The sequence below is a fragment of the Pseudomonas sp. TE12508 genome (genome assembly GCF_056279485.1).
In genome coordinates, this window is record NZ_JBWCCN010000005.1 from 1 (window position 1) to 21,205 (window position 21,205).

Consider the following 21,205-nt stretch of genomic DNA (forward strand, 5'->3'; position numbering starts at 1 on the left):
AGCACCCACACGAATTGCTTGATTCAGTTGTTAAAGAGCGGTTGGTTAAGATCTTTCGTCTCAACCGAGGCGCGCATTCTACAGCAGCCTCTGTTGCTGTCAAGCGGTTATTTTCAGAAGTTTTCAAAGTTTCCTTTGTAACTTCAACCACTTGCGCTTCCGATCTCTCGTTAGCGGGAGGCGAATAGTACAGCATTTTATTTCGTGGTCAACCACCTGTTGCGATTAATTTTTCCCTTAACGAAACCCCTCAAGGCGAGTACTGATTTCTGCCTCTATTAAGCAGCCCTGCTTTACTCATCGACACACCCAGATGTGGACAGGGTGAAACCAGCATGCGTCCGTCACAGTTCCTATGGCAGATCTATTCGCGACGCGATCATCTGTTACAGATTCAGGCATAAGCCATTGGCCATCAGACAATCCTCACCACTAGCTGCGTTATCATCGCCCGCCTCTCTGCACCAAGAGTCTTGAGCCCGGATGTCCGTATCTTTGCCATTGCCCGCCGATCACTCCCTATTGCCACCGGTCCTCGTCGGTCCACTATTACGGCGCCTGGAACCCACGCGGCTGGTACTGTGGTTGGTAGGGTCGCGTGCGCTGCCGCTGACGCTGCGCCTGCAAGGAGTCGACATCAGTCTCGATGCGGGACAACGCACGGTTATCCCGGTCGGTACTCATGCCTTCATTCATTTGATAGATGTGCCACTGGATGCCGCCCTGCCCTGCGACACGTTGATCGAGTACGACCTGCTGATCACCGACGCGGATGGCACTCAGTCGGGCATTCTCGAATGGGCGCCTCATCTACTATATGGCGAGGCGCAATGTCCGAATTTCGTGTTGCGCTCGCGGATCGATCAATTGCTGCATGGCTCCTGCCGTAAACCTCACCATTCGGCGGCTGATGGTTTGCTGTGCGTCGATCGATTGCTGGAGTCTGAGCCGGAGGCTTGCAAGCGCCCCGCGCTATTAATGATGAGCGGCGATCAGGTATATGCGGATGATGTCGCGGGGCCGATGTTGCGGGCGATTCATGCCTTGATTGAGCGTCTGGGGCTGTTCGGCGAACACCTCGACGGTGCAGTGGTCAGCGACAGCGCCAAACTCTACGAGCATCCTGCCAGTTACTACCATCGTGCGGATTTGTTACCGGCGCTTGAGAGCAACGAAACCCTGCGCGAACGATTTTTCGGTGGAGCGCGTAAGCCGATCTTTACCAGTAGCAGCGCCGACAACCATTTGGTGACCTTCGCCGAGGTCATGGCCATGTACCTATTAGTATGGTCGCCCACGTCCTGGATACTGATCGCGCCGCAACCACCAGCACTGACACCCGAACGACGCAAGCGTTATGCCCTGGAGCAGACGCGCATCGAGGAGTTCAAAAAAGGACTGGGTGGTGTTGGGCGGGCGATGGCGCACCTGCCGTGCCTGATGATTTTCGACGACCACGACATCACCGATGACTGGAATCTTTCCGCGCAATGGGAGGAAACGGCCTACGGCCATCCGTTCTCCAAGCGCATCATCGGCAACGCGCTGCTCGCTTATATGCTGTGCCAAGGCTGGGGCAACAACCCGGACGCGTTTGGCGGCATGCTGGAAAAAACCCGCCTATTGAGTGCCTCGGGGCAAGATCCTTACCTGGACAGCGATGTCCAGGATAGCTTGATCGACGAGCTGCTGAGCTTTCAGAAGTGGCATTACGTGCTGCCCACTCGCCCTGCGGTGGTGGTGCTCGACACTCGCACTCGGCGCTGGCGCAGCGAAATGACGCTCAAGCAACCGTCCGGTCTGCTGGATTGGGAAGCGCTCAGCGAGCTGCAGCAGGAATTGCTCGATCATCCCTCGGCGATCATCGTTTCGCCGGCACCGATTTTCGGCGTCAAATTGATCGAAACCGTGCAACGGGTGTTTAGCTGGTGCGGTTATCCACTGTTGGTGGACGCCGAAAACTGGATGGCCCATCGCGGCGCCGCCCAGGTAATCCTGAACATTTTCCGACACTCCCGCACTCCCGGTAACTACGTGGTGCTGTCCGGTGATGTGCATTATTCCTTCGTCTACGAAGTATTGATCCGACACCGCAAGGCTGGCCCACGAATCTGGCAGATTACCAGCAGCGGTATCAAAAACGAGTTTCCGCCAGCGCTGCTCGAATGGTTCGACCGCCTCAACCGCTGGCTCTACTCGCCCCGCTCGCCCCTCAACTGGCTGACCAAGCGCCGGCGGATGCGCATTGTTCCGCATGTTCCAGAGCATGCAGAGGCGGGCGAGCGGTTATGGAATTCGGCGGGGATCGGCCAGGTGTTCTTTAATGAAAAAGGCCAGCCGCAGGATATTTATCAGCACAACGCGGATGGCTCGCCGAAGACGCGGATGGTGGCGCCTGAAATTTCCGAAGCGGTTGAATGACTTTGCCCGAGTTGCCATGAGCAATTATTACCTGCACACCATGAACCTCACCCGAACCCTGATCATCGGCAACTCCGGCTCGGGCAAGAGTTGGCTGGCCAAACAACTGGCTGAGCACTTGCAAGCGCCCTGGACCGATCTCGACCTGATTCACTGGGTATCCGATGAACACAGCATTGCTCGTCCCCGCGCCGAAGCACTGGGAATGGCGCGAGTGGCGGCGAGTGGAGAGCGCTGGGTTATCGAGGGTGTTTACGACTGGATGATCAGTGAACTTGTGGAGCAGGCGACAGCGCTGATCTGGCTGTGTCTGGAAGATGAAGACTGCGCCAACCATATTCGCCAGCGAGAGGCGAAGCGCGATGAGCATGACGAGTTACTGATAGCGTTACTGGAATGGGCCGGCAGCTATCGTACTCGCGAAGAGTCCAGTGGATTTGCTGCGCATCAGCGTTTGTTCGAAGGGTTTAGCGGCTCGAAACTTCAACTGATGAATCGGGATGAAGTCACGGCTTTCGTCAGCACAGTGCAACAAATCGACTGATTGCTCCTGATTCCACTGACGCAGACCCGATTCTGTAGGAGCAGCCTTCGACAGCTCCTACAGGGGAATGCATGCATTCAATAGAAGTCAGGCTGCGCTCACCGCCCGACCAACGCCTCTGACAATCATCTCCACTTCCCGCTCATCAATCGTCAGCGGTGGCAGCAGGCGAATGGTCTTGCCCCGTGTCACGTTGATCAACAAGCCATGATCGCGGGCTGCAATCAGGGTCAGGTCGCGAATCGGTTGTTTGAGTTCGATGCCGATCATCAAACCCTGGCCGCGAATCGCCAGAACGTTGGGATCATCGGCCAATTCGATGCGCAATCTGGCGAGCAAGCGTTCACCCTGCAGTTTGGCGTTTTCCAGCAGCCCTTGCTCCTCAATGATCTCCAGCACGGTGCACCCCACTCGACATGCCAATGGATTCCCGCCGAACGTGCTGCCGTGGCTGCCGGGGGTGAACAGGTCGGCGGTTTTGCCCCGGGCCAGGCAGGCCCCGATAGGAATGCCGTTACCGAGGCCTTTGGCCAGCGTCATGACGTCCGGGACAATCCCCTCGTGCTGGAACGCAAACCACTGGCCGGTGCGGCCGATGCCGGTCTGGATTTCGTCGAGCATCAGCAGCCAGGCGCGCCGGTTGCACAGTTCGCGTACCGCTTTGAGATAATCGGGCGGTGCCACTTGCACACCGCTTTCGCCCTGAATCGGCTCCATCAGAATCGCCACGATGCGTGGACCGTGGGCTTGTTGGACCGCCTCCAGCGCAGCGAGGTCGCCGAATGGCACTTTAATGAAGTCCCCCGGTAATTCGTTAAACCCCAGACGCACCGCCGGGCCGTCACTGGCGGACAGGGTGCCAAGAGTACGGCCGTGAAAGGCGTTTTCCATGACTACTACCAGCGGCTGCTCGATGCCTTTGTGCCAGCCGTAAAGCCGCGCGAGTTTCAGCGCGGTTTCGTTGGCTTCGGCGCCAGAGTTGTTGAAGAACGCCCGATCCATGCCGGAAAGCCGAACCAGTTTCTGCGCCAGCCGCTGTTGCCAGTCGATGCTGTACAGGTTGGAGGTGTGCAACAACAGCCCGGCCTGTTCGCTGATGGCTGCCACGATTCGCGGATGGGAATGGCCGACGTTGGTCACCGCTACGCCCGCCACCGCGTCCAGATATTCGCGACCGGCCTGATCCCACAAGCGCGTGCCCAGGCCTTTGCTGAAACTCAGGGCCAAGGGTTGATAAGTGCTCATCAGGCAGGCGGCGGTCATGACATCAAACTCCATTAATAGTCGGTGTTTTTGCAGTATGGTTAGCCACCTGAGCTGGATAAACACTGCAACACTTCAATCATTTTAAAGCTGGGCTTGATAATGGATTTGTTCCAGGCAATGACCGTTTACGTAAGAGTGGTGGAAGCCGGCAGCATGACCGCCGCCGCTTTGCAGTGCGAAATGTCCACGACCATGGTCGGCAATCATCTTCGGGCCCTGGAGCAACGTCTGGGTGTGCGCCTGCTTAACCGTACGACACGACGCCAGCGGCTGACGGAATTCGGCACGGCGTACTATCAACGTTGTCTTGAGGTATTGGGGCTGGTGGCCGATTCCGAACGCCTGGCAGAACAGACCCTCGACGAGCCGAGCGGCACCCTGCGCATCACCGCACCGCTGACCTTCGGCACCGAACGGCTGGCGCCGGCCTTGAGCGAATTCACCTTGCGCTGCCCGCAGGTCAAACTCGACGTCGTGTTGACCAACCAGCGCCTGGATCTGCTCGACAACGGTTTCGATGTGGCGATTCGCTTGGGCACTACCGAGATGTCCAACATGATCGCCCGCCCGCTCATCGACTACACGATGACCCTGTGTGCATCGAAGGACTATCTGGCGCGCCGGGGCACTCCTGAAAAACCCACCGACCTGCAACACCATGACTGCCTGGCCTTCGCCTACCCGGCCGGAGACGACTGGCACTCGGTAGCCAAACAATGGCGCCTGAGGGGACCCGAAGGCGAAGTCATGGTGGCAGTCAGCGGGCCGATGCTGATCAACAGTTCGGCGGGCCTGCACCAAGCGGCGCGCACCGGTATGGGCATCGTGATGGTGCCCGACGCCTTGGTGGAGCAGGATCTTCAGGACGGAAAACTGGTGGCCTTGATGCAGGACTACCAACTGCCCAGCCGCCCGATGAACCTGGTGTACGCCCAAGACCGCTACCGTTTGCCGAAATTACGCAGCTTCGTCGACTTTGCGCTGCAGAGGTGGGGCAAGCAGTAGGGGGCGTTCTCAATGAGTTTCCCCGCCGCGGTGGGGGAACTAATTGAGAACGCCCCCTAGCAGTAGCAATACCCCATGAACTAATCTCCCCGACTGGCGAGTCACGTTGATATCAGTTCGGCAGGGAGACCGATGATGGGTGAGGCATCGAATATCGAGCCGTTGAAGTTCAATCTGTCAGATTTTAACGAAGACATGCTGCACACCATTCTGGAACTGGTCAGCGATGGCATCTGGGACTGGAATGCCAACACCGGGTTCGTCTACCGCAACCCCGGGTGGTACGAGATGCTCGGTTATCCACCTCATTCCCTGGATAACACTGTGCTGACCTGGGAAAACGTGATCCACCCCGACGATTATTCACAGGTCATGGCGCTGTTTGATGACTACCTGAATCAGCGCGCACCCGGTTATCAAGCCGAGTATCGCTGCCGCATGCGCGATGGCACTTACACCTGGATCGAAGATCGCGGCTATGTGCTGGCACGTAATGCCGACGGCTCGGTGGCACGAATGGTCGGCGCGCACCGCAGTATCGAAGACAAGAAACGCCTGTTCGAAGAAATGGAACGGCGCAATCAATCCCTCGAAGCCATCGTCGAAGAACGCACCCGCGAGTTGTCTCGGGTCAATGAGCAGTTGCAAATCCAACTCGAAGAAAACCGCAAACTGGCGGAAACCGACGTACTGACCTCCATCGCCAATCGCTATCGCCTGGAAAAAGCCCTGCCCCAGGAATGCGACCGCGCCCAACGCTTTCGCCAACCCCTGTCGCTGATCGCGATGGACATCGATGACTTCAAAAACATCAACGATCACTACGGCCACGCCTTGGGTGATGCGGCGTTGGTGCAGGTGATCGAGAGCGTGAAGCACTGCGTGCGCGAAGGCGATCTGTTGGCGCGCTGGGGCGGTGACGAATTCATCATGATCCTGCCCAATACCTTGTTGGCCGACGCCAGGGCACTCGCTGAAAAAATCCGTCACAGCCTGTCGAGCTTGCTGCCGGTCGGGGACTATCAAGTGACCATGAGTTTTGGAGTGGTGCAACGCTTTGAAGAAGAGCAACAGACCGGGTTGCTGGCCAGGGCCGATCAGGCGCTGTATCGATCGAAGATTGCGGGCAAGAATGTGATTTCGGGATGAGCTTGCCTACATGCCTGCCTTCACCAACACCGGCTTCTCCTGATACCGATCCGGATACAACTGTTTCAACTGCGCCACTTTCGGCAGGTCATTGATCACGATGTAGGGATACGTCGGATGTTCCGTCAGGAAGTCCTGATGTTCTTCCTCGGCCGGGTAGAAGCCGTTGTAGGTTTCCAGTTTGGTGACGATGGGTTTGTTGAACGAATGGGCAGCGTCTAGCTGGGTGATGTAAGCCTGGGCGACGCGTTGCTGTTCGGCACTTTTCGGGAATAGCGCCGACCGATACTGAGTGCCGCGGTCCGGCCCCTGGCGGTTGAGTTCGGTGGGGTTATGGGCCACCGAGAAATAGATCTGCAAGAGGCTGCCATAACTGACTTGAGCCGGATCGTAGGTGACTTCGACGGCCTCCGCATGACCGGTATCGCCATTGCTGACCCGCTCGTACTGAGCGGTGTCGGCTGTGCCCCCCGCGTAACCGGAGACAGCGTTCTTCACCCCTTTGACGTGTTGAAATACCCCTTGGACGCCCCAGAAGCAACCGCCGGCAAAAATTGCCGTTTCACTGCGGGCTTCAGTGTTCTCGTCGAGTGTTGGTGGCGCAATGATGACCGCCTCTTCGGCGCCTCCGAAAGAAAACGCGGCACACTGACCGATAAAACTGGCTGCGGCCAATCCCAGCAGGGTGCGACGCCAGTTAAATAGGGTTTTCATGGCTTGTCTCCTGAATGAATGGGGCTATCAACCAAATGGCTATCAACCAAAGGTGAATGCATACGCCGACACACCCGGGTCGAGAAATTCAATGCTGAATGTCCGGTCCTTTACGCCTGCGGTCTGGCGTACCAATTGATACAACCGCTGCTCGGTAACGCTGCCGCTGCCATCCGGCGCCACGTCAACACCGTGGGCACTACCTGGGGGCTTGCCGTCAATCAACACGTTGAAACGCACCGGTTTGCCATCCGCACCGGGGCCCAATACCAAATGCAGATCGCGAGCGTGGAAGCGGTAGACGATTCGACTGGCCGGGGCGTTCGAAACGGCCCGCTCCGGACCGACCGTCCATTGGCCCTCCAGGCTCCAGTGATTGAGGGCCAGTCGGGACGGCGGGCTATAGGCCGTCATCTTGTCTGGCGCCAGATCGGTTTGAGCAACGAAATGCTCCGCCCGTCGATAGCCGATATAGGTTTCCGGCGATTGCACTTCATTCATGTTCGGAGCGAGATGAACGCCCTCGGCACGAGCATTGATCAGCCCGTCCGCGACCTTCTCGGCGCCCGCCTCACGCAGCAGTTGTTGAATCACTCGCTCCGATTCGGCGTATTTGCCCTCGCCAAAGTGGTGGTAACGAATGCGCCCCCGGGCATCGGCAAAATAGTGGGCCGGCCAGTATTGGTTGTTGAAAGCACGCCAGATCTTGTAGTCGTTATCGATTGCCACCGGATAAGTGACACCCAGGTCGTTCATGGCTTTGGTGACGTTGCCGACATCACGTTCGAAGGCAAACTCGGGCGTATGGACGCCGATCACCACCAAGCCCTGATCGCGATACTTCTCGGCCCAGGCCTTCACATACGGCAGGGTGCGCAGGCAGTTGATGCAGGAGTAAGTCCAGAAATCCACCAGCACGACCTTGCCCTTCAAGGCCTGGGCGGTGAGAGGTGGAGAGTTGAGCCATTGCACAGCGCCGTCCAGCGATGGAAGGTTGCCTTCAATCGGCAGTTCGCCCGGTATCTTGGCGGTCATTTTCATACTGCCGACGGATTGATCGCCGCCCCGTGGAATCTGCGACATCATCGCCCCACTGCCGGCCGGCAACTTACCGGCCAGCCGATTTACCAGCGCCTGCTCGATATCGCCGGTGGATGCCGTCGAGACCCGCGCCAGAATCCCGGTATCCAGCCCCAAGGCGATCGCCACTACACCCGCCAGCATCGCGCCTCCCAAGCCTCGACGCAGCCACTCGCCTGCGCCTATCGAGCGCTTCATCGCGGCGAAGACTTTACCGCCCAGCAGCAACGCCGCGGCGAGAGAGGTGGCGGCGCCGGCCGCGTAAGCCAGCAGCAACAAGGTGGTGGCGATGTTTGCCCCTTGCAGCGCCGCGCCAGTCAACAGCAGGCCCAGAATCGGCCCGGCGCAGGGTGCCCAAAGCAGGCCCGTGGCGACACCGATCAGCAACGAAGCGCCGGGGCGCGGCCGGGTATCGAGAGCCGCGGCTTCCGACAGCCGACCGCCGGCCGCCACCAATGGACGCGTCAGGCGCTCGGCCAACCGAGGCAGCAACAGCGTCAGCCCGAACAGTGCAACGAACAGCAACGCGAGCCAGCGACCGTACTGATTGACTTGCACCACCCAACCGCCGCCAACCGCCGCCAACGAGGCGACGAGCGCGAAGGTCAGCGCCATCCCCGCCAGCAGCGGCAAGCCACTCTTGATAAACGGCTGCCCGGTGCGAGCGAAGACAAAGGGCAATACCGGCAGAATGCACGGGCTGACGATCGTCAGCACACCACCGAGATAAGCGAGGACCAGAAGCCACATAACGTCGACCTGCGTGAAGTGAGTGGAAGGAAGTGCCCATGGATTACGCCTGTGGCTTGAAAGTCAGCGCCAGACCGTTCATGCAGTAGCGCATACCGGTGGGCTTTGGCCCGTCCTCGAAGACATGGCCCAAGTGACCGCCGCAACGACGGCAATGAACCTCTTCGCGCAGCACGCCGAAGGAGCGGTCCTGACGGGTGGCCACCGCGTTGTCCAGTGGCGCCCAGAAGCTCGGCCATCCAGTGCGGCTGTCGAACTTGGTGTCGGAAGAAAACAACGGCAGATCACAACCGGCGCAGGCAAAAACGCCCTTGCGGTGCTCGTTGTTCAGCGGGCTGCTGTAGGCCCGCTCGGTGCCCTCTTCGCGCAGGATCTCGTACTGCTCGGCGCTGAGCATGGCGCGCCACTCGCTGTCGCTGTGGGCCACCTCGAAAACCTCTGCCGCGCGGGCCTCATCGATCAGCGCGCCGCCTGCGGAAAATTTTGGCAATACACCGATCACCAGGGCCGCAGCCCCCAGCCCGCCGCTTGCTACAAGAAACTGTCGCCGTGAAAACATGGGCCTTCTCCAAAATTCCAGATGCCTTGCATGGAACACAGCCTAGGCTTGAGTTGATCGCCAAATCCTCACGAGGAGTTAAACAATTCGTGATAACTCAGCCTCAGGAAAAGCCGCACAATGTTGTTCATTGCATCACGAGGGATTGAGCTCCATGGAACCGGCCAAACGCGTCCTGGTGGTCGAGGACGACCTGCCTATCGCCGACCTTATCTGCCTGCATCTTCGCGATGAGCAGTTCGAGGTGGTGCACTGCGCCGATGGCGATGAGGGCATGCGACTGCTGCAGCAAGGAAGCTGGGACGCACTGATTCTCGACCTGATGCTGCCCGGCGTCGACGGCCTGGAAATCTGCCGCCGCGCCCGGGCCATGGCCCGCTACACACCGATCATCATCACCAGTGCGCGCTCCAGCGAAGTCCATCGGATTCTGGGGCTGGAACTCGGTGCCGACGACTACCTGGCCAAACCCTTTTCCATGCTCGAGCTGGTGGCACGGGTCAAGGCATTGCTGCGACGGGTCGACGCCATGGCCCGCAACCTGAAAATGGATGCTGGCAGCCTGATCAGCGATGGCCTGTCCATCGACCCGATCACACGTGAAGTCTCCCTCGATGGCCGTCGTCTTGACCTCACGCCGCGGGAGTTCGACTTGCTGTACTTCTTCGTCCGCCAGCCCGGCAAGGTCTTCTCGCGCATGGACCTGCTCAACGCGGTGTGGGGCTACAGCCACGAAGGCTACGAGCACACGGTCAACACCCACATCAACCGCCTGCGAGCCAAGATCGAGGCCGATCCGGCGCAACCGGCGCGCATCCTCACCGTGTGGGGTCGTGGTTACAAATTCGCGACGAGCGGAGAACAGCCATGAGGTTGACCCTGACCCAACGCCTGTCCCTGGTGTTCGCCGTGCTGTTGCTGGTGTGCTGCGGCACCTCGGCATGGATGCAGGTGCGCTCCAACCAGATGCATGAACTGGAAGTGGTGCAGGGGTTGTCGCGGGATCTGGCGCAACACATCGCCCACGACACTGTGCTGATGGACCGCAATGGCCCGATGCCCAATGCCGTGCGCGAACTGTTCAGCCAGCTGATGCTGGTCAACCCCAGTGTCGAGGTCTATCTGCTCGACACCGGGGGCCGAATTGTCGGCAGCGCCGCGCCCGAGGGTCGAATACGCCGAGAGCAAGTCGACCTGGCGCCAATCCTGCGTTTGCTCAAAGGCGAGGCCCTGCCGATTCTCGGCGACGATCCGCGCAGCATTGATGGCAGCAAGGTTTTCAGTGCTGCGCCGTTGCGGGTCAATGGTCTGCCGGCCGGTTATCTTTATGTGGTGTTGCTCAGTGAAGAGCACGATCGCTTCGCCGAACGCGGCGCCACCAGCGCAGCGCTCAATACCGCTTTGTTGTCCATTGGGCTGGTGGCGTTGCTATGCCTGATTGCCGGCCTCACGGCATTTGCCCTGATCACACGACCATTGCGTCGCTTGACTGAAAAAGTCAGTCAGTTCGATATCAATGGCGTTCCGTCCACCTCGCCCGAACCAGAGCCTGAACCGGTAGAAAAAGCCGCCAGCCACGATGAAATAGCCATCCTCGACGCCGCCTTCCGACAGATGCAAGCGCGCCTCGGCGAACAATGGCGCTCGCTGACCCGTCAGGATCAGGAGCGTCGGGAACTGGTGGCGAACATCTCCCACGACCTGCGCACACCGCTGGCCTCGCTGCACGGTTACCTGGAAACCCTGTCACTCAAGGACGCCACATTGTCCCCCGCCGACCGCCGCCGTTATCTGGGGATCGCCCTGGATCAGAGCCGCAAGGTCGGCGGCCTGGCGCAATCGCTGCTGGAACTGGTGCGGCTGGAGCACGGTTTCGTGCAACCGGTGCTGGAGCGCTTTTCGCTGACCGATCTGGTGCAGGACATCTTTCAGAAATTCGAACTCAGCGCCGAAGCGCGCCAGATCGAACTCAAGGCCACCTTCGCCCCCAACGTCTCGGCGGCCTGCGCAGATCTTGGGTTGATCGAGCGGGTGCTGACCAACCTGTTCGACAATGCCCTGCGCCATACGCCCCAAGGTGGAGAAATCGAACTAAGCCTGCGCCCTCAAGGGTCTTTTATCGAAGTGACCGTCAGCGACACCGGCCCGGGAATCGCTCCCGAACTGCGCGAAGGTCTGTTCCTGCGTCCGTTCAACATTGGCGGCGCACGGCGCGATGGCGGGCTGGGATTGCGGATCGTGCACCGGATCCTGCAATTGCACGGTCGAGAGATCCATCTGATAGATATTCCCGGACGCGGCGCGACCTTTCGCTTCTCGTTACCGGTGGATGAGCAGACCGCCGAGCAATGGGCCGTTCGGTCGACTAATCCGAACGCAATGAGGAAATAGTCGACAGCTTTGGCCATAGTAACGGCTACTATCCCGATCCTCATTTTTCGGCAAGGAACGCTGCGCAATGCTCATCACCCTGCAAAACATCCCGCTGTGGGTTTACGTGATTTTTTTGGTGTTGTGTTACTTCGGGGTCAAAGCGCTTTATCCGACCCATGAAAGCAAAGCCGCATTACTTGTCACTCCGCCGGCCTTGCTGGCATGGTCCCTGTTTTCATTGAACCTCACGCTGAACCCTCAGCTCTCGGTGGGTTGCTGGTTGGTCACGTTTCTGCTGGGCAGCCTCGCGGCGCTGGTGTTTTTTTCACGCAAGGGCGTGGAGCTGGATGATCCGGAAACCGGGTTGATCGTGCCTGGCAGTTGGAAGACGCTGGTGCTCTACCAGCTGTTTTTTGCCGTAAATTTTTACTTCGGCTATCAGGACGACGTGCATCCAGAACAGGCCGCTACGCTTGAGGTGTTGCTGTTCAAGGCTTCGGCGTCGGGGTTTGTCTATGGATTGATCTGCGGACGGTCGCTGAAACTTTATCGGCTGTTGCTGGAGCTTCAGGCGCAACGTCCCAAAATGGCTGCCGGTTAAAAGCCCCTCGCCAAAAATGCTGACCAGCCGCCTGTTCATCCGTGACAACGCAGCCTCGGTCCAATAGATTAGGCGGCCTGAAAAGGCTTCGTGCTTTCTCGCCTCAATCCAAGTTAAAAGAAGTAGTGAAATTTCAATGTCCGATTCCAATACCGCTGAATCCGTAGTCACCTTGTCGTCCAAAGCGGAATACGAAAACTCCATCAATCTTTCACAACACGTGCCTCAGGCCAAGACCATCAGCGAGATGGTTCTGGATGCTTTTCAATCTACCCGGGAAAGCGACCAGATCCGCGAACTGCGCGCCGCGATTCGCCAGGCTCATGACAGCTTCGACGACGACAAAGCCTACGAATTGATGGGTGAACTCAAGCAACTGAAAGATGCCGAAGCGGCCGACATTGCGGCCCTGGAAGACCTGAGCAGCAAGTTCCCGATCAGTCGCATTCTGTCCAACTTCAAGGACGACCCGGCGTTCCAGGAAATCGTCTACGGCCTGGCGCTGAAGGTACTGAACCAGACTCACCAGGCCATCAGCAACCCGAGCAGCGGCAAGAGCAAAGCGGCTCGCGCCAAGAAAGACGTCGAAGTGTTCACCATCAGCAAGGACGGCATCAGCGTCACCCTGCCCCTGCGCACCCCGCGCTCGCGCCTGAACGTTGACCGAGAAGCGCTGGAGTTCCTGGGCTTCACTTTCGTCGGCGAAGGCGATGAAGCCGAGCTGGAAAGCGAAACGTTCCTGGACAATGCCGGGGCCGAACAAGCGGTCAACCGCAAGAACATCATCACCGCGCTTCAGCAGCAAACCGCGTTCGACGGCTACAGCATCGCCGCGCAGTAACGCTATACGCTGCACACAAAAATCCCCGCCATCAGAGCGGGGATTTTTATTTCCTGTTCGCCTGATTAGCTTTTTTCTGATGCACCGCGGCGCGGCCATCGCGAGCAGGCTCGCTCCCACAGGGGTTAAGCATCTAGCACAAAAGTGGCGACAACACCGACCCAGTGTGGGAGCGAGCCTGCTCGCGATCGGGACGACACGGTCCGTCAAATAGAACCCAACAAAAAGCCCCGCCATTCTCTCGAAGGGCGGGGCTTTTCTTTACAGCATCCGAAGCTTAAGGCGCGTAAGTCAGCAACAGCTCACTCGGCACTTTAAAATCCAGCGACATCATCACGCTCAACGCGGTAATGGTGAAGATCGAGAACACGAACAGCTTGCGTGCCCAGACCGTGTCATCCACTGCCTTGTAACCGGTCCAGGCCATGTACAACCAATACATGCCCATGGCCGCGGCGACGGCGAGGTAGCTCATGCCGGCGTAGCCGCTGAAGGTCAGCATCAAGGTCGCCACGAGGAACGCCAGGATGTAGAGCAGGATGTGCTTCTTGGCCACTTCAATTCCACGCTTCACCGGCAACACCGGAATCGATGCGGCCAGGTAATCGTTGAAGCGGAAGATTGCGATGGCGTAGGAATGCGGCATCTGCCACAGGCTGAACATCACCAGCAGCGTCAGTGCGGCCATGTCGAAGCTGTTTGTCACAGCTACATAGCCAATCACCGGCGGCATCGCCCCCGACAGACTGCCCACCAGCGTGCCGTGAACCGACTTGCGCTTGAGGTACAGACTGTAGAAACCGACGTAGATGACGAAACCGATCACCGCGAACAACGCAGCCAACGGGTTGGCCACCTTGTACAACAGTGCAACGCCGAAAACACCAAGGATGGTCGCAAAAGCCAGGGCCAGTTTCAGGGAGATCAGGCCCTGGACCAGCGCACGGTTCTTGGTGCGTTCCATCTTCAGGTCGATGTCGCGGTCGATGCAGTTGTTGAACACGCAACCGGAAGCGACCACCAGGGACGTGCCGATCATCGCAGCCAGGAAAATGGCCAGATCGACATGCCCTTTGGAGGCCAGGAAAAATCCGCCTGCCACAGAAAGCACGTTACCGAAAATGATCCCCGGTTTGGTGATTTGGATAAAGTGCTTAAAGGACATCCGGACTTACCTCACTTCGCCATCATGTTGGTGTGGATGCTGAACATGATCCACAGCGACAGGCCGACCAACAGGACGATCACCAGGGCAGCGAAGACAAACGCAATCACGTTGTTACGCTGGGCGGCGGAGCGGTCCAGGTGGAGGAAGTAAACCAGGTGCACCAGCACCTGGATCACAGCGAAGGCCAGAACGATCCACAGGGTCACGGCTTTCGGCAGGGATGGGTACATCACCAGGCCGAAAGGAATGACAGTCAGGATCACCGACAGGATGAAGCCGATGGCGTAGGACTTTACGCTGCCGTGGTTGGCTTCGTGGCCATCGTGGGAATGAGCGTTAGCCATTTACATAGTCCCCATCAGATAAACAACCGTGAATACGCAGATCCACACTACGTCCAGGAAGTGCCAGAACAGGCTCAGGCAGCTCAGACGGGTCTTGTTGGTCGCCGTCAGGCCGTTTTTCTGCACCTGATACATCATGATCGCCATCCAGATCAGACCGCTGGTCACGTGCAGACCGTGGGTGCCGACCAGGGTGAAGAACCCGGACAGGAAGCCGCTGCGGCTAGGACCGAAGCCCTCGGAGATCAGTACGTGGAACTCGTTGATCTCCATGCCGATGAAGCCGGCACCGAACAGGAAGGTCATGCCCAGCCAGCCCAGTACCTGGTTCTTCTTGCCCTTGAACAACGCCAGCATGGCGAAGCCGTAGGTGATCGAGCTGAACAGCAGCAGAGCGGTTTCGCCCAGTACGTATGGCAGCTCGAAGATGTCGTGGCCCGACGGGCCACCCGCTACGTTGTTAACCAGTACCGCGTACACCGCGAAGATCGACGCAAACAGAATGCAGTCGGTCATCAGGTAGAGCCAGAAACCGAATACGGTCATCTCGCCCGAGTCGTGGTGATGGTCATCATGCCCATGTCCATCGACATGGGTGTGTCCAGCATTGGTCACTAAGTTCGACATGGTTTAAGCCTGTTCCAACGAGGTTTCAACACGGGTGGCGGTGGCTGGAACTTTCCCGGCCGCTACCAGACGCTTGTGCTGCTCGGCTTCGATGCGCTCGATTACGTCGACCGGCACCATATAGCCTTGATCATCACGTGCAGCGTGGATCACGAAGTACACCACGGTGCCGACCAGGCCTGCGATGGCCAACCACCAGATGTGCCAGATCATCGCGAAACCGAACACGGTCAACAGAGCACCCATGACCACACCGGTCGCAGTGTTGTTTGGCATGTGGATCGGCTCATACCTGGCCGGAGCCTTGTACGCGGTGCCGTTTTCCTTGGCTTCGGTGAACGGGTCGATGGTTTCTGCTTTTGGCAGCACGGCAAAGTTGTAGAACGGTGGTGGCGAGGAGGTCGACCATTCCAGGGTATGGGCATTCCACGGGTCGCCGTGTTCGCACATGTTCTCTGGCTTGTTGCGATCACGCACGCTGACATACAACTGGATCAGCTGGCAGGCGATACCGACGGCGATCATCACCGCACCGAACATGGCAACGTACAGGTACGGTACCCACTCAGGGTTGGTGGTGGCGTTCAGACGACGGGTCATGCCCATGAAGCCCAGTGCATAGAGCGGCATGAACGCGACGAAGAAGCCGCTGATCCAGAACCAGAACGCTGCCTTGCCCCAGCCTTCGTGCAGCTTGAAGCCGAACGCTTTCGGGAAGTAGAAGGCGAAACCTGCGATGTAGCCGAATACCGCGCCGCCGATGATCACGTTATGGAAGTGCGCGATCACGAACAGGCTGTTGTGCAGAACAAAGTCAGCACCTGGAATGGCCAGCAGTACGCCGGTCATGCCGCCGATGGCGAACGTCACCATGAAGCCCAGGGTCCAGAGAACCTGGCTGGTGAAACGCAGACGGCCTTGATAAATGGTGAACAACCAGTTGAATAGCTTCACACCCGTCGGGATGGAAATCAGCATCGTCGCCAGACCGAAGAAGGCGTTGACGCTGGCACCCGAACCCATGGTGAAGAAGTGGTGCAACCAGACCATGAAGCCCAGGATCGAGATCGCGCCGCTGGCGTAGATCATCGAGTGGTGGCCGAATAGTTTCTTGCCGGTGAAGGTCGAGATGACTTCGGAGAAGATCCCGAACGCCGGCAGGATCAGGATGTAAACCTCGGGGTGACCCCAGGCCCAGAACAGGTTGACGTACATCATTGGATTGCCACCAAGTTCATTGGTGAAAATGTGGAAATCCATGTAACGGTCAAGTGTCAGCAGTGCCAGGGTAGCGGTCAGGATCGGGAACGAAGCCACGATCAGGACGTTGGCCCAGGTGCAGGTCCAGGTGAAGATCGGCATGTCCATCAGCTTCATGCCAGGGGTACGCATTTTCAGCACGGTGGCCAGGAAGTTGACCCCCGTCAGCGTCGTACCCAACCCGGATAGCTGAAGTGCCCAGATGTAGTAATCCATCCCCACGCCCGGACTGTATTGCAGGCCCGACAGCGGTGGATAAGCAACCCAACCGGTCTTGGCGAATTCGCCAACGCCCAGGGACAGGTTGATCAGCACCACGCCGGATACCAGCAGCCAGAAGCTCAGGGAGTTCAGGAACGGGTAGGCAACGTCACGCGCGCCGATCTGCAGCGGCACTGCAAGGTTCATCAGGCCGGTGAAGAATGGCATCGCCATGAAGATGATCATGATCACACCGTGAGCGGTGAAGATCTGGTCATAGTGTTCAGGTGGCAGGTAGCCAGGCGAACCCTCGGTGGCCATGGCCAACTGGGTACGCATCATGATGGCGTCGGCAAAACCGCGCAGCAGCATGACCATGGCGACGATGATGTACATCACGCCGATTTTCTTGTGGTCGACCGAGGTCAACCACTCGGTCCACAAATAGGTCCACTTCTTGAAGTAGGTGATTGCAGCGAACAGCGCCAGACCACCGAGCGCGATCATGGCGATGGTTATCATCACGATCGGTTCGTGGAACGGGACCGCTTCCCAACTTAATTTACCAAACATCGTTTACTCCTCTGCCCCGGCAGCTGAATGCGAGTTCATGTCCATTCCTTGCGTAGCGGCCACTTCTTTCTCTTTCTTCTCGTGCTTGACCTTCGGACCCGGTTTCATGCCTTCGTACTTGTCGACGATGATCTGGAACAGGTTCGGCGTGACCGAGGAGTAGAGCTCGACTGGATTGTTCTGGCTTTGCTTGGCAAGGGCTGCGTATTCAGCTTGTTCAAGCTGTTTAGGTGCCTTTTTGACTTCGCTTACCCAGGCGTTGAAATCTTCCTGAGAAGTGGCGATAGCTTTGAATTTCATGCCGGTGAAACCCGCGCCGCTGTAGTTGGCGGAGATACCGTCCATTTCAGCGTTCTGGTTGGCGATCAGGTGCAGTTTGGTCTGCATGCCCGCCATCGCGTAGATCTGACCGCCCAGGGCCGGAATGAAGAACGAGTTCATCACGGCGTCCGAAGTCACCTTGAAGTTGATCGGGGTGTGCGCCGGGAACACGATCTTGTTGACCGTGGCGATGCCTTGTTCCGGGTAGATGAACAACCACTTCCAGTCCAGCGCGACCACTTCAATGGTGATTGGCTTGACGTCGGATTCCAGCGGCTTGTAAGGGTCCAGGGCGTGGGTCGACTTGTAGGTGACGTAACCCAGGGCAATGATGATCAGTACCGGAATAGTCCACACCGCGATTTCGATCTTGGTGGAGTGGGACCATTTTGGCGTGTAGACGGCGTCCTTGTTGGAGGCGCGGTATTTCCAGGCGAACAGGAAGGTCATGACGATGACCGGCACGACGACCAACAGCATCAGCAGCGTTGCGGTGATGATCAGGTTTCGCTCATCCAGGCCGACCTGGCCCTTGGGATCGAGCAAGGTCATGTTGCAGCCTCCCAGCAACAGAGTGCCGAGCAGCGGCAATAAGCCTAGTAGTCTGGGGTACCTGTTTTTACTCATCTCACGACCTCTAAAGCAGCTTGCGCAATGCAGTTGGGTTTTGATCGCCAACACTTCACCCTGCCAAGGGTTGGCATTTTTCTTGGATTGAATAAGGGCCTGCCCGTCGCGCGTCAGACGCTGTTCGACAATTGCTGGGCCTGCGGTGAGTTCTTATTCGAATTCGTGGTCAAGGGCCTTGTTACAGACCAATTCCATTTGGTGCGGATAGTCGGAAGGCACCGACACCTGGGAGTCGCATGAAGCCATCGGACCTCTCGACACCCTGGTTCTGCTCATGCACCTGAGTAAGGGTGAGCAGTGCCGGGAATTCAGTGCGGGCGATTGTAGATATGTAACGATTCATAAACCATGTCTCATCCCGAAATAATTTATATCCGATCCGACAACAATCATTAACGGCTTTTGCAAAAGTGCGCCATGGTATCGAAATTAATTCTCAACAAAAACACCAAAAATAGTAGGTCTACCACGCGAAGTTCAGACAGCTTCCAAGGCTCTGCGCTCGCCTTCGACCCGGCTCTACCCCCTATGTGACAAGGGCTTTGCCAATTTGCCAGGCCCTGTTAAAACTGCCTGTTTCGACTGACAAGCGCTGAAACCGACAGTGCCTGGAAGAGCAGGTTTTTGCTGCGAAGCGATGCCCTGAATCAGCGATTTGAAATGCCTTGCGACACTCAAGCTGTGACAACATGTCGCATACGTGTCGCACCCTTCCTTGTCGAGCATCAAGGTCTTTTTACCTGACCTGCGAATATGCAAACGCCCCGGCCTCTCAACGAGAACCGGGGCGTTTTTTTTGCTTCCTGCAATAGTACGACGTACAGCCTCAGCGCAGCGCTTTGCGGTTACGCGAAATGAGCAGCGGCACCAGCACCACGATCAGCACGAAGGCCAGCAGCGCCCACTGTGCCAGGGACAAGCCGAGGATCGGCGGGTACGGTGTAGAGCAGAAGCCATCGACCTGGAAGCCCAGCGGGAAGATCTTCGCCAGCGGCAGGCCGTCGACGATTGGCTGCAGCACATCGATGCCGCAACTGACCGCCGGGTAAAACTGGGTATAGACGTGATGCCCGGCCACCCCGGCGCCCGCAATGGCGCAGATCACCACCAACGTTTCGAACAGCGTGACGCTGCGGCGGGTGCGCGTCGCTGCGCCGATAAAGGCGAACAGCGCAATCAGCAACAACGCGTAGCGTTGCAGGATGCACAGCGGGCATGGTGCCTCGCCCAGAGCCACTTGCATGTACAGCGCGCCACCGATCAGCGCCAGGCAGATAATGCCCAGCAACACCAGATAGCGCCGCTCACGTCCCAACCGCATGGTTTCCTCGCTCATCGCGTTTCCCTTTTGTGTCCGTGGATATCGGTTGTCCGAAAGTCTACACGCAGCCCCTGCCCTTTGAGAGCCTTGAACGGGCCGCTGAAGTCGGGGGAATAAACGATAAACCGGTTAAGCACGGATTAACCTTTAAGCGATTGTTAATAATCGAAACCGCGACGCGGTCTTCGCGAAGGGTTACTTACTGCTTCCACCGATCTGCCGCCGCATGATCGCTGTCACGCCCTTCCACCCAACGCGGTCCATCACGGGTGTTTTCTTTCTTCCAGAACGGCGCGCGGGTTTTCAGATAGTCCATGACAAAGGCACAGGCATCGAACGCCGCCTGACGGTGGGCGCTGGCGGCGCCGACGAAAACGATCGGCTCGCCCGGCTCAAGCGCGCCGATGCGGTGCAACACTTCCAGCTTCAACAGCGGCCAGCGCTGCTCGGCCTCGACGGCAATCTTGCCCAAGGCTTTTTCGGTCATGCCCGGGTAGTGCTCCAGAAACATCCCGGCGACGTCGAGGCCCTCATTGAAGTCGCGCACGTAGCCGACAAAACTCACCACCGCACCGACGCCCACATTGGCCGCGTGCATGGCGTTGACTTCGGCGCCCGGGTCGAACGGCGTGGACTGCACACGAATCGCCATGGCTCAGCCCCCGGTCACGGTCGGAAAAAACGCCACTTCATCGCCATCGCTCACCGGCTCGTCGAGCTGGCAGAGGTCTTCGTTGCGGGCGCACATCAGGTTTTGCTCGCTCAGCACTTCGGCGCCGTCACGCTGGGCCAGCAGCGTGCGCACATCGTCGACCGTGGCGAAATCACCTTCGACCTTCACCGAGTCCACACCGAGCACTTCACGGTAACGGGCGAAAAACTTCACGGTAATGTTCATGGCTGATCCGCCCGAAAATGGCCGCTCTTGCCGCCGAGTTTCTCCAGCAGCCGCACGCTCTCGATGGTCATGCCGCGATCCACGGCCTTGCACATGTCATAAATGGTCAGCGCCGCGACGCTGGCTGCGGTCAGCGCTTCCATTTCGACGCCGGTCTGCCCGGACAACTTGCAGCACGCCACGATGCGCACGGTGTCGTCGCCTTCGGCACTGAGTTCGACCTTGACGCCGGTGAGCATCAACGGGTGGCACAAAGGAATCAGATCGCTGGTTTTCTTCGCCGCCTGGATGCCGGCGATCCGCGCCACGGCGAACACGTCACCCTTGGGATGGCCGCCTGTGACAATCAACTGCAGGGTTTCGGGCAGCATGCGCACCAGCGCTTGGGCCGTCGCTTCACGGAACGTCACGTTTTTTTCAGTGACGTCGACCATATGGGCGCGACCTTGGGAATCGAGATGAGTCAGCACAGGGATACTCCTGATCAGGAGCATCGATTGTAAACCTGCGGGTCAAATTTCCGCACGTTTGATTATCGGATCACCACGCTCCCACATTT

At 58.3% G+C, this 21,205-nt stretch carries 21 protein-coding genes and 1 pseudogene; 9 read left to right on the forward strand and 13 right to left on the reverse strand.

Translation table 11 applies throughout. The features are described from left to right. The 3 genes and pseudogenes from ACZ9IM_RS07940 to ACZ9IM_RS07950 all read left to right on the forward strand — a co-directional run. Positions 1–188, forward strand: a pseudogene (locus tag ACZ9IM_RS07940) (hypothetical protein); the annotation flags it as partial. 295 nt (positions 189–483) lie between these two features. Next, on the forward strand, positions 484–2,421 hold the full coding sequence (locus ACZ9IM_RS07945; RefSeq protein WP_476223664.1) for an alkaline phosphatase D family protein: 1,938 nt from the start codon (positions 484–486) through the stop codon (positions 2,419–2,421). A gap of 16 nt (positions 2,422–2,437) precedes the next feature. Next, positions 2,438–2,965: a P-loop NTPase family protein gene (locus ACZ9IM_RS07950; protein ID WP_476223665.1), complete on the forward strand. Its 528-nt coding sequence runs from the start codon at positions 2,438–2,440 to the stop codon at positions 2,963–2,965. Positions 2,966–3,052: 87 nt separating this feature from the next. Here the strand turns inward: ACZ9IM_RS07950 and ACZ9IM_RS07955 are convergent, their stop codons facing one another. Next, positions 3,053–4,228 (reverse strand): acetylornithine/succinylornithine family transaminase, encoded by a 1,176-nt coding sequence (locus ACZ9IM_RS07955; protein WP_476223666.1) that lies wholly within the window; start codon positions 4,226–4,228, stop codon positions 3,053–3,055. Positions 4,229–4,330: 102 nt separating this feature from the next. On the opposite strand from ACZ9IM_RS07955, the gene ACZ9IM_RS07960 reads away from it, so the two are divergent. Together ACZ9IM_RS07960 and ACZ9IM_RS07965 are read left to right on the forward strand one after the other, a co-directional pair. After that, complete coding sequence (locus ACZ9IM_RS07960) at positions 4,331–5,236, forward strand: LysR family transcriptional regulator (RefSeq protein ID WP_427623221.1); 906 nt, start codon at positions 4,331–4,333, stop codon at positions 5,234–5,236. A 135-nt stretch (positions 5,237–5,371) separates the two neighbouring features. Continuing rightward, positions 5,372–6,385 (forward strand): sensor domain-containing diguanylate cyclase, encoded by a 1,014-nt coding sequence (locus ACZ9IM_RS07965; protein WP_476223667.1) that lies wholly within the window; start codon positions 5,372–5,374, stop codon positions 6,383–6,385. Between the two features lie 6 nt (positions 6,386–6,391). Here ACZ9IM_RS07965 and msrA read toward each other — a convergent pair whose 3' ends face one another. From msrA to msrB, 3 genes are read right to left on the reverse strand one after another with little or no spacing between them, the layout of a single operon-like run. Continuing rightward, positions 6,392–7,099 carry a peptide-methionine (S)-S-oxide reductase MsrA gene (msrA, locus tag ACZ9IM_RS07970; protein ID WP_476223668.1) on the reverse strand — a complete coding sequence of 236 codons (708 nt, stop codon included), beginning with the start codon at positions 7,097–7,099 and terminating at the stop codon, positions 6,392–6,394. 42 nt (positions 7,100–7,141) lie between these two features. After that, on the reverse strand, positions 7,142–8,929 hold the full coding sequence (locus ACZ9IM_RS07975) for a cytochrome c biogenesis protein DipZ (RefSeq protein WP_476223669.1): 1,788 nt from the start codon (positions 8,927–8,929) through the stop codon (positions 7,142–7,144). 43 nt (positions 8,930–8,972) lie between these two features. Continuing rightward, the gene (gene msrB / locus ACZ9IM_RS07980) at positions 8,973–9,488 is read right to left on the reverse strand and encodes a peptide-methionine (R)-S-oxide reductase MsrB (RefSeq protein WP_476223670.1); all 516 of its coding nucleotides are present in this window, start codon (positions 9,486–9,488) and stop codon (positions 8,973–8,975) included. 154 nt (positions 9,489–9,642) lie between these two features. Between msrB and ACZ9IM_RS07985 the strand changes: the two genes are divergently transcribed. The 4 genes from ACZ9IM_RS07985 (at position 9,643) to ACZ9IM_RS08000 (ending at position 13,303) form a co-directional block, all read left to right on the forward strand. Next, complete coding sequence (locus tag ACZ9IM_RS07985) at positions 9,643–10,359, forward strand: response regulator transcription factor (protein ID WP_427623225.1); 717 nt, start codon at positions 9,643–9,645, stop codon at positions 10,357–10,359. Continuing rightward, the gene (locus tag ACZ9IM_RS07990) at positions 10,356–11,879 is read left to right on the forward strand and encodes a sensor histidine kinase (protein WP_427623226.1); all 1,524 of its coding nucleotides are present in this window, start codon (positions 10,356–10,358) and stop codon (positions 11,877–11,879) included. Before ACZ9IM_RS07985 ends, ACZ9IM_RS07990 begins: the two co-directional genes overlap by 4 nt. Positions 11,880–11,946: 67 nt before the next feature. Further along, a complete protein-coding gene (locus ACZ9IM_RS07995) occupies positions 11,947–12,462 on the forward strand; it encodes a hypothetical protein (RefSeq protein WP_427623227.1) in 516 nt (171 codons plus the stop codon). A gap of 136 nt (positions 12,463–12,598) precedes the next feature. Further along, on the forward strand, positions 12,599–13,303 hold the full coding sequence (locus tag ACZ9IM_RS08000; RefSeq protein ID WP_476223671.1) for a hypothetical protein: 705 nt from the start codon (positions 12,599–12,601) through the stop codon (positions 13,301–13,303). 277 nt (positions 13,304–13,580) lie between these two features. Here ACZ9IM_RS08000 and cyoE read toward each other — a convergent pair whose 3' ends face one another. From cyoE to moaC, 9 genes are all read right to left on the reverse strand, one after another. Further along, entirely contained in the window at positions 13,581–14,468 is an 888-nt protein-coding gene (cyoE, locus tag ACZ9IM_RS08005; protein ID WP_427623228.1) for a heme o synthase, read from the reverse strand. An 11-nt stretch (positions 14,469–14,479) separates the two neighbouring features. Then, positions 14,480–14,815: a cytochrome o ubiquinol oxidase subunit IV gene (gene cyoD, locus ACZ9IM_RS08010; RefSeq protein WP_427623229.1), complete on the reverse strand. Its 336-nt coding sequence runs from the start codon at positions 14,813–14,815 to the stop codon at positions 14,480–14,482. Then, complete coding sequence (locus tag ACZ9IM_RS08015; RefSeq protein WP_427623231.1) at positions 14,816–15,442, reverse strand: cytochrome o ubiquinol oxidase subunit III; 627 nt, start codon at positions 15,440–15,442, stop codon at positions 14,816–14,818. A 3-nt stretch (positions 15,443–15,445) separates the two neighbouring features. Beyond that, positions 15,446–17,476: a cytochrome o ubiquinol oxidase subunit I gene (cyoB, locus tag ACZ9IM_RS08020; RefSeq protein ID WP_427623232.1), complete on the reverse strand. Its 2,031-nt coding sequence runs from the start codon at positions 17,474–17,476 to the stop codon at positions 15,446–15,448. Between the two features lie 3 nt (positions 17,477–17,479). Beyond that, entirely contained in the window at positions 17,480–18,424 is a 945-nt protein-coding gene (gene cyoA, locus ACZ9IM_RS08025; RefSeq protein ID WP_427623233.1) for a ubiquinol oxidase subunit II, read from the reverse strand. Between the two features lie 829 nt (positions 18,425–19,253). Beyond that, positions 19,254–19,763: a disulfide bond formation protein B gene (locus ACZ9IM_RS08030; protein ID WP_032830273.1), complete on the reverse strand. Its 510-nt coding sequence runs from the start codon at positions 19,761–19,763 to the stop codon at positions 19,254–19,256. A gap of 184 nt (positions 19,764–19,947) precedes the next feature. Further along, positions 19,948–20,400, reverse strand: coding sequence for a molybdopterin synthase catalytic subunit MoaE (gene moaE / locus ACZ9IM_RS08035; RefSeq protein ID WP_427623234.1), 453 nt, complete (start codon positions 20,398–20,400; stop codon positions 19,948–19,950). A 3-nt stretch (positions 20,401–20,403) separates the two neighbouring features. Beyond that, complete coding sequence (gene moaD, locus ACZ9IM_RS08040; RefSeq protein WP_476223672.1) at positions 20,404–20,646, reverse strand: molybdopterin converting factor subunit 1; 243 nt, start codon at positions 20,644–20,646, stop codon at positions 20,404–20,406. After that, a complete protein-coding gene (gene moaC, locus ACZ9IM_RS08045; RefSeq protein ID WP_218398742.1) occupies positions 20,643–21,116 on the reverse strand; it encodes a cyclic pyranopterin monophosphate synthase MoaC in 474 nt (157 codons plus the stop codon). The genes moaD and moaC overlap by 4 nt, the downstream gene beginning before the upstream one ends. Positions 21,117–21,205: the final 89 nt, after the last annotated feature.